1 protein-coding gene is annotated in these 317 nt (G+C 32.2%); it reads right to left on the bottom strand.

Annotation, left to right across the window (positions count from 1 at the left end; genetic code table 11):
* Positions 1 to 317 (bottom strand): hypothetical protein (locus AB4496_RS29625; RefSeq protein WP_372133715.1); only part of this gene is annotated, 317 nt, incomplete at both ends.

Here is a 317-nt window from a genome sequence, read left to right as displayed (position 1 = left end):
CCAAGTATGAGAATGTAATATATAGTTCAGCTAATACTCTTAATGAAAATTTAGATGTTACCATTATCCCCGAAGACAATAATCCTTCCCTAGAGATAGTTAACGCATAAAAACAAAATCCAAATGAAGCATCCCTTTTAGCCTGTACATGTGTAAAAGTATCAGTTTCCACAAAGTGCTGACTAAGCTCACCCCAACAACTTTCTATACTTTCAAGTGTTTTTGTAATATTAAATGAAGCTTCATATTTAGCTGGTGACGAAATAAAACAATCTGTTTTATTTTTACATTCAGCCCAAAACGCTCTTGAATATATT

This window comes from Vibrio sp. 10N.222.46.A1 (assembly GCF_041473595.1).
Taxonomy (GTDB): domain Bacteria; phylum Pseudomonadota; class Gammaproteobacteria; order Enterobacterales; family Vibrionaceae; genus Vibrio; species Vibrio tasmaniensis_A.
This window is presented reverse-complemented; position numbering and strand designations above follow the sequence as displayed.